The 6,323-nt window shown below is 68.1% G+C and carries 7 protein-coding genes; 4 read left to right on the top strand and 3 right to left on the bottom strand.

Translation table 11 applies throughout. The features are described 5' to 3' along the window. Together ACRDUX_RS35535 and ACRDUX_RS35530 are read right to left on the bottom strand one after the other, a co-directional pair. On the bottom strand, positions 1 to 180 hold a 180-nt coding region (locus tag ACRDUX_RS35535), incomplete at its 3' end, for a hypothetical protein (RefSeq protein WP_526421335.1). Positions 181 to 227: 47 nt separating this feature from the next. Beyond that, positions 228 to 1,139: a hypothetical protein gene (locus ACRDUX_RS35530; protein ID WP_526421333.1), complete on the bottom strand. Its 912-nt coding sequence runs from the start codon at positions 1,137 to 1,139 to the stop codon at positions 228 to 230. 82 nt (positions 1,140 to 1,221) lie between these two features. Here ACRDUX_RS35530 and ACRDUX_RS35525 point away from each other — a divergent pair, with 82 nt between their 5' ends. Genes ACRDUX_RS35525 through ACRDUX_RS35510 form a run of 4 tightly spaced genes read left to right on the top strand, consistent with a single transcriptional unit; the run spans position 1,222 to position 5,487 of the window. After that, positions 1,222 to 2,571, top strand: coding sequence for an acyltransferase family protein (locus ACRDUX_RS35525; RefSeq protein ID WP_526421331.1), 1,350 nt, complete (start codon positions 1,222 to 1,224; stop codon positions 2,569 to 2,571). Further along, a complete protein-coding gene (locus tag ACRDUX_RS35520) occupies positions 2,525 to 4,870 on the top strand; it encodes a Tex family protein (protein ID WP_526421329.1) in 2,346 nt (781 codons plus the stop codon). Before ACRDUX_RS35525 ends, ACRDUX_RS35520 begins: the two co-directional genes overlap by 47 nt. A gap of 29 nt (positions 4,871 to 4,899) precedes the next feature. Then, entirely contained in the window at positions 4,900 to 5,292 is a 393-nt protein-coding gene (locus ACRDUX_RS35515) for a DUF4267 domain-containing protein (RefSeq protein WP_526421327.1), read from the top strand. A 9-nt stretch (positions 5,293 to 5,301) separates the two neighbouring features. After that, positions 5,302 to 5,487, top strand: a complete 186-nt coding sequence (locus tag ACRDUX_RS35510) for a hypothetical protein (protein WP_526421325.1) — start codon at positions 5,302 to 5,304, stop codon at positions 5,485 to 5,487. 1 nt (position 5,488) lies between these two features. Here the strand turns inward: ACRDUX_RS35510 and ACRDUX_RS35505 are convergent, their stop codons facing one another. Next, a complete protein-coding gene (locus ACRDUX_RS35505; RefSeq protein ID WP_526421324.1) occupies positions 5,489 to 6,133 on the bottom strand; it encodes a TetR/AcrR family transcriptional regulator in 645 nt (214 codons plus the stop codon). Between the last annotated feature and the right edge of the window lie 190 nt (positions 6,134 to 6,323).

The following is a 6,323-nucleotide window of genomic DNA, read 5'->3' as shown; positions in this document are numbered from 1 at the left end:
GACCTGGATCATGTCGTCATCACCCTGAGTGCAGTCGAATGCGCCTTGACCGCACCCGAGGCCGTTGGCGGCAAGGACCTCGAGGAAGTGCTGGTCGTTCGGATCGGCGTACGCCGGACCTGCGGTGGCCAGTGATACGGCGGAGAGACCAATGACGATCGCGACGAAGACACCTCTCACGAACGCCACCTTAGATGGCCGTCGGGTGCCGTGCGGCGACGCGGCGCTCAACCGCCGAACGTCGACACGCCGTCGGGGGAGACCTGGAATCCCTGCAGGTGGCCGGCAAGGGTGCCGTAGCACGCCACCCCGCCGGTGATGGCCAGGCAGGTGGAGCTGATCCCGTTGACCCGATAACCGACGGGCAACTGTCGAATGGGCCCCGGGTAGTGGGGGGTGCTGAACTTGGGGTTGTTGGAGCGCCGCGTTCCGGTGGCGCCCGGGAGCTGCGCGAAGACTTCGTTCTCACCGCCGAGAACGCCGGGAAGCGGGCCGTCGCAACCGATTTCGCCACCGCTGTAGACGACTATCGAACAGGTGAGACCGCCGTCGACGGTGAATACCGGAAACAAGTTCTTCGCACCGGAGCCGACGATGTAGGTGTCATCGCCGACGGCGAAGTCGTTCGGATCCGCGAAGCCCGGTGGCAGACCCTCCGTCGCCGGACCGATGGCGGTCCGGCTGGGCGACACGACCATCCACTGCGTCGTAGGCAACCCCTTCGTGCAGAACGTGAATGCCCCGCGGCCAACCGCGCACTCGAAGTCGGCGAACGTGATCTTCTGACCCTCGTGCAGCACCGGTGCGGCACCGCCGGCCGGTTTCACGAAACGGGGATTCGCCGTTGCACGCAGGCCTCGCGCGTTGACGTCGGCCGCAAGGACGATCTCATTGACACCGATCAGCGTTGCAGGCAGGCGTCCGTCACACCCTGCGACGCCTACGTTCGGACGGATTGCGCACAGCAGTCCGTCGGGAGTCTGGAAGTAGACCTCGCCGTCGGAGACGAACGTCTCGGGTGCCACGGCCGTGTAGCCGCCGAGGTCGGGCATCGGCGACGGCTCGGCCGCCGCGCGAGGAGCTGCCGGCGAGGCCATCACACCGATCAGCACGGCGAGAAGAATCGTTGCGAAACGCATCGGTTGCAATGTAGAGCATGAAGTGCGGGTGACGCGTAGTCCTACTCATCCGCTGCAGCCCGTGGCCCGGCAGTCTGAGTGAATGCCGCTCTCCAAGCTCAACCCCGATACCCGCCGGATCCCCGACGGCATTGCCCCAGGACGAGACCGCGCCGTAGACGTCGCCCGGCTCGCCGCGCTCGTGGTCGTGATGTTCGGCCACTGCGCACTGCTGCTCGCCACCATCGACTCCAGCGGGCTGCGAATCGGCAACCTCCTTGGCTCGCTACCTGCGATCGAACCCGTCACGTGGATCGTCCAGGTGATGCCGTTGTTCTTCCTCGCCGGTGGCGCGGCCGGTGCCTACGGCTGGCGCTCAGACACTCCTTGGGGCACGTGGTTGTTCACCAGAGCGCAGCGGCTGTGCCGACCCGTGTTCTGGTACCTCGCGGCGTGGACGGTGGGTCTCCTGGTGGTACGGCTGACGCTCGGAGCGGCGTCCGCGGAGGATGTGGGACGCGAGAGCGTCGCACTCCTGTGGTTTCTCGGCGTGTACCTCGTGGTGCTCGCCTTCGTGCCCGCGCTGACACGGCTGTCCACTGGGCGTGCGGTGGCAGGCGTGGTCGCTGCCCTGCTCGTCGCCGCAGCGGCGGTCGACGAGATTCGATTCGCGGTCGGCACACCCACGTCGGGGGCTGCGAACTTCGTGATCGTCTGGCTGATCCCCGTGGTGATCGGCGTTGCGTACGCGCGACGCCTGATCGGCTCCCGTGCGGCGCTCGCGGTCGCCGCGTCCGCGTTCGTCGCCCAGGTGGTGCTCGTCGTGCTGGGGCGTTACGAGGTTGCGCTGGTGGTGACCGGAGTCGAGCGAACCTCCAACGTGTCACCGCCGACGGTGCTGCTCGCGCTGCACTGCACCTGGATGTCGTGCCTGTTCGTCTGCGTCGCGGGCGCGATCCGGCGATGGGCCGCCCGGCCCCGCGTATGGCAGGTCGTCGCGGTGGGCAACGGCGGAGCCATGACGCTCTACCTCTGGCACATTCCCGCGATCGCGGTCTCCATGTTCTGCCTGCACGCCGTCGGATCGGACGCCTACGACGTGCACGCACCAGGATTCTGGGGCTTGCTGGTACTGCGCGCGGTCGTGTTCGCGGTGGTCATGGTCATGACGTTCCGACTGCTGTCTCCGCTCGAGCATCGCCGGCTGCCGTGGTGGGATGCGCCGGTCGCGGCCACCGGAGCCCGGTCCGTCGTCGCCGGCGCGATGACGTGTCTCGCGGGTGTCGCGCTGGTGCTGCTCGCGAAGAACGGGCTGACCGGCTTCGCAGGCTGGTCGGCGTTCGGATGCTTCGTTGCCTCGGCAGCGGCGGCTCGGCTGAGTCAGGGGTATCCGTTAGGGTCTTCGCGTGACTCCGAGCCAAAGCGTCAAGTCCGTAAATGCCCGTCTCGCTGAGGAACTGGCCGTACGCGAGGCGCAGGTCGCTGCCGCCGTCCGGCTCCTCGACGAGGGGGCTACCGTTCCGTTCATCTCCCGCTACCGCAAGGAGGTCACCGGAAGCCTGGACGACGGTCAGCTTCGGACTCTCGAGGAGCGCCTCGGGTACCTGCGGGAACTCGACCAGCGGCGCACGGCGGTGCTGACCTCCATCGATGAGCAGGGCAAGCTCACCGACGAGCTGAGGACCGCCCTGATGACCGCCGACACCAAGTCGCGCATCGAGGACATCTACCTGCCCTACAAGCCCAAGCGGCGAACCAAGGCGCAGATCGCCCGTGAAGCCGGTCTGCAACCCCTGGCCGACCGGCTGCTTGCCGATCCGACGGTCGTTCCCGATGAGACCGCCGCCGAGTTCCTCGGTGAGGACGTTCCCGACGCCGCCGCAGCCCTCGAGGGGGCCAGACACATCCTCATCGAGCGGGCAGCCGAGGATGCCGAACTCGTCGGTGCGGTCCGAGGCAAGTTCTGGGCCGATGGTTCACTGAGGACTGCGCCGTGGTCGGATGAGGTCGCGAAAAGTGCTGCAGCGCAGAAGTTTCGTGACTACTTCGAGTTCTCGGAACCGTTGGAGAACATGCCGTCGCACCGTGTGCTGGCCGTCATGCGCGGGGAGAAGGAGCAGGTCCTCGCCATCAACCTCGACGGTGGCGACGACGAGGTGTACCACGCCATGGTCGCTCGCACTCTCGGCGTCGACCTGTCCTCGAAGGCACCGGCAGCACCCTGGCTCGCGACCACCGTCAAGTTGGCCTGGCGGGTCAGGCTGATGGTCTCGGCGGCCGTCGACGCCCGTGTTCGGCTACGCCAGCGCGCCGAGCTGGACGCGGTGGCCGTGTTCGCCACGAACCTCAAGGACCTGCTGCTTGCGGCGCCGGCAGGCACCCGCACGACGCTCGGCTTGGATCCCGGCTTCCGCACCGGTGTGAAGGTGGCCGTGGTGGACGCCACCGGCAAGGTGGTGGATACCTGCGCGATCTTTCCTCACCAGCCGCAGAGGCAATGGGATACGGCCAAGGCCACCCTGGCGGCGCTGGTCGCACGCCACGGCGTGGACCTGATCGCCATCGGCAACGGGACGGCGTCGCGCGAAACCGACACGCTGGCAACCGAACTCATCACCGATATCCGGTCCTCCGGCGCCACCGCTCCCGCCAAGGCGATGGTAAGCGAGGCCGGTGCGTCGGTGTACTCGGCCTCTGCCTACGCCGCGCACGAGCTACCGAGCCTGGACGTGACGCTGCGCGGAGCGGTGTCGATTGCACGGCGACTGCAGGACCCGCTGGCCGAGCTGGTGAAGATCGACCCGAAGTCGATCGGAGTGGGTCAGTATCAGCACGACGTGTCACCGGGCACGCTCGCCCGCAGCCTGAACGCAGTCGTCGAGGACGCCGTGAACGCGGTGGGGGTCGACCTCAACACCGCGTCCGTCCCGCTTCTCGCCCGGGTCTCCGGGGTTACCGACTCGTTGGCCGAGGCGATCGTCGCCCACCGCGAGACCACGGGGCCGTTCCGCAACCGCAAGGCGTTGCTGAAGGTTCCTCGACTGGGCCCCAAGGCCTTCGAACAATGTGCCGGCTTCCTGCGGATCCGCGATGGCGAAGATCCGCTCGACGGATCCGGCGTCCACCCCGAGTCGTACCCGGTCGTGCGGCGGATTCTGGACCGGTCGGGCGTCACGCTCGCCGAACTGATCGGCGACGAGCGGTCACTGCGTTCGCTCCGGCCCGCCGACTACGCCGACGACCAGTTCGGCATCCCCACCGTCACCGACATCCTCGCCGAACTGGAGAAGCCCGGACGTGATCCGCGACCGGCGTTCACGACGGCGACGTTCGCCGCGGGCGTGGAGAAGGTGGCCGATCTGAAGGCCGGGATGGTCCTCGAGGGCGTGGTGACCAACGTCGCCGCGTTCGGTGCCTTCGTCGACGTCGGCGTCCACCAGGACGGCCTCGTCCACGTCTCCGCGATGTCCGATCGCTTCGTCTCCGACCCACACGAGGTCGTGCGCTCCGGTCAGGTGGTGCGAGTGAAGGTCCTCGAGGTTGACGTCGACCGTCAGCGCATCGGGCTGACCCTGCGCCTCAACGACACCCCGCAGCAGCGTGGCCAGGCCAAGACCCCCAACCCGAAGAACCGTGGGGAGCGACCAAAGGCACTCCCCGCCAAGAAGTCCGGTAGTCGGGAGTCGACGCCGGCCGCCGGATCGATGGCGCAGGCGCTGCGCGACGCGGGTTTCGGGCGAAGTCTCCAATGATCCACGGCCCAGGCCCTAGGCTGCGAGCCATGTCGATCGACCGTGCCGCGCTCGTCGCGGGCAGCATCCGTTTGGCCTCGGGCATCTCGTTCCTCGTCGATCCGACCCGTGCGGACCGGCTCTGGGGCACCAAGCAGGAGGCGGTGGGGCAGACGCGACTGCTGCTGCACTCGATGGGATACCGGGATGCGCTGATCGGCGGGCTCCTCACCGCCGCCGCGCTGAGGGGCCGCAACACCCGCGGGTGGTTCCTGGCCTCCGGCGGGGCTGACGCTGCCGACCTCGTCGGCGGCCTGCGCGTGCACCACGATCTGACGCGCTCGCAGCAGCTCATCGGTCTCGGGGGTGCCGTCGTCGGCGTCGGCGTCGGTCTGTGGGGCGCGACGCGCCGCCCAACGACGGTCGACGGCGGAGCAGACTAATCTCGACCCATGCGCATAGTCGTTCTGGGGCTCGGAGTCATCGTCACGTTGTTCGGGCTGCTCTTCGCCCTACAGGGCTTCGGGGTCGTCGGCGGTAGTCCGATGAGCGGGACCACCACCTGGTCCATCCTCGGTCCGATCATCGCCCTGGTCGGGATCGCCATCGCGGTCCTCGGCGCGCGGATGCGACGCTAGCTCAGGGAAGTTGCAACGCGGCCGCGAAGTGCGCGACGTCGCCGAGTGTCTCTTCGAGCCGTTCCATGACGCCGGTCGGTCCCAAAGGCGCGTCGGGAGCGCCGGTCACCATGTCCGTACAGGCGCTGACGATCGTCGTGGCGAAGAGCGCGACGGCCAACTCGAGCCGCTTGTCGCCGACCGGTACGCCCATGTGGTTTGCCAACGTCTCCATCGCCGGCTCGCTCCGATACTCGATGGCGGCCTGACGCAACGCCTGCGAGGAGTACACGACCCGAAGGCTCAGCACGATGCGCTCCGCCGTGAGGCCGCCAAGGGGGCGTTGGGCGACGCGGCTCAGCACCGCCATGTGAGCGGCGCGGAGTTCCTCGAGTGGGCCCAGCGCTGAAGGGTGCGCCACCAGTTCTGCCACGATCTCATTCGCCAGGTCGTCGAGCACCGCAATGAACACCGCGTCCTTCGACGCGAAGTACCGGTTGAACGTCCGTGGCGAAATGTCGGCTGCCTCGGAAATCTGCTCGATGGTGGTGTTCTCGTAGCCATGTCGCAGGCAGAGGTCGATCGCCTCATCGATCAGCACCAGCCGAGTCCGCGCCTTCTTCCGCTCTCGCAAACTCGCGATCTGCTGGACGGGCGTATCGACCACGGCGCGATCTTACCGGGGACGTCTCGAGACCCGGGGAGCCCGGCGGACTAGATCGCGGTCGGTGCGCCGTCGGGGGCCGGGGGCAGCTCCGGTCCGGGTGGTGGCAATTCGGGGGCGGGCGGCGGCGGCAGTTCGACGTTCACGCCGTCGACTGCCGGGATGTCGGCGGGCCCTGGGGCCTGGGCGAAGG

Origin of the sequence: Mycobacterium sp. (assembly GCF_050701675.1) — a bacterium.
Classification (GTDB): Bacteria; Actinomycetota; Actinomycetes; order Mycobacteriales; family Mycobacteriaceae; genus Mycobacterium.
This window is presented reverse-complemented; position numbering and strand designations above follow the sequence as displayed.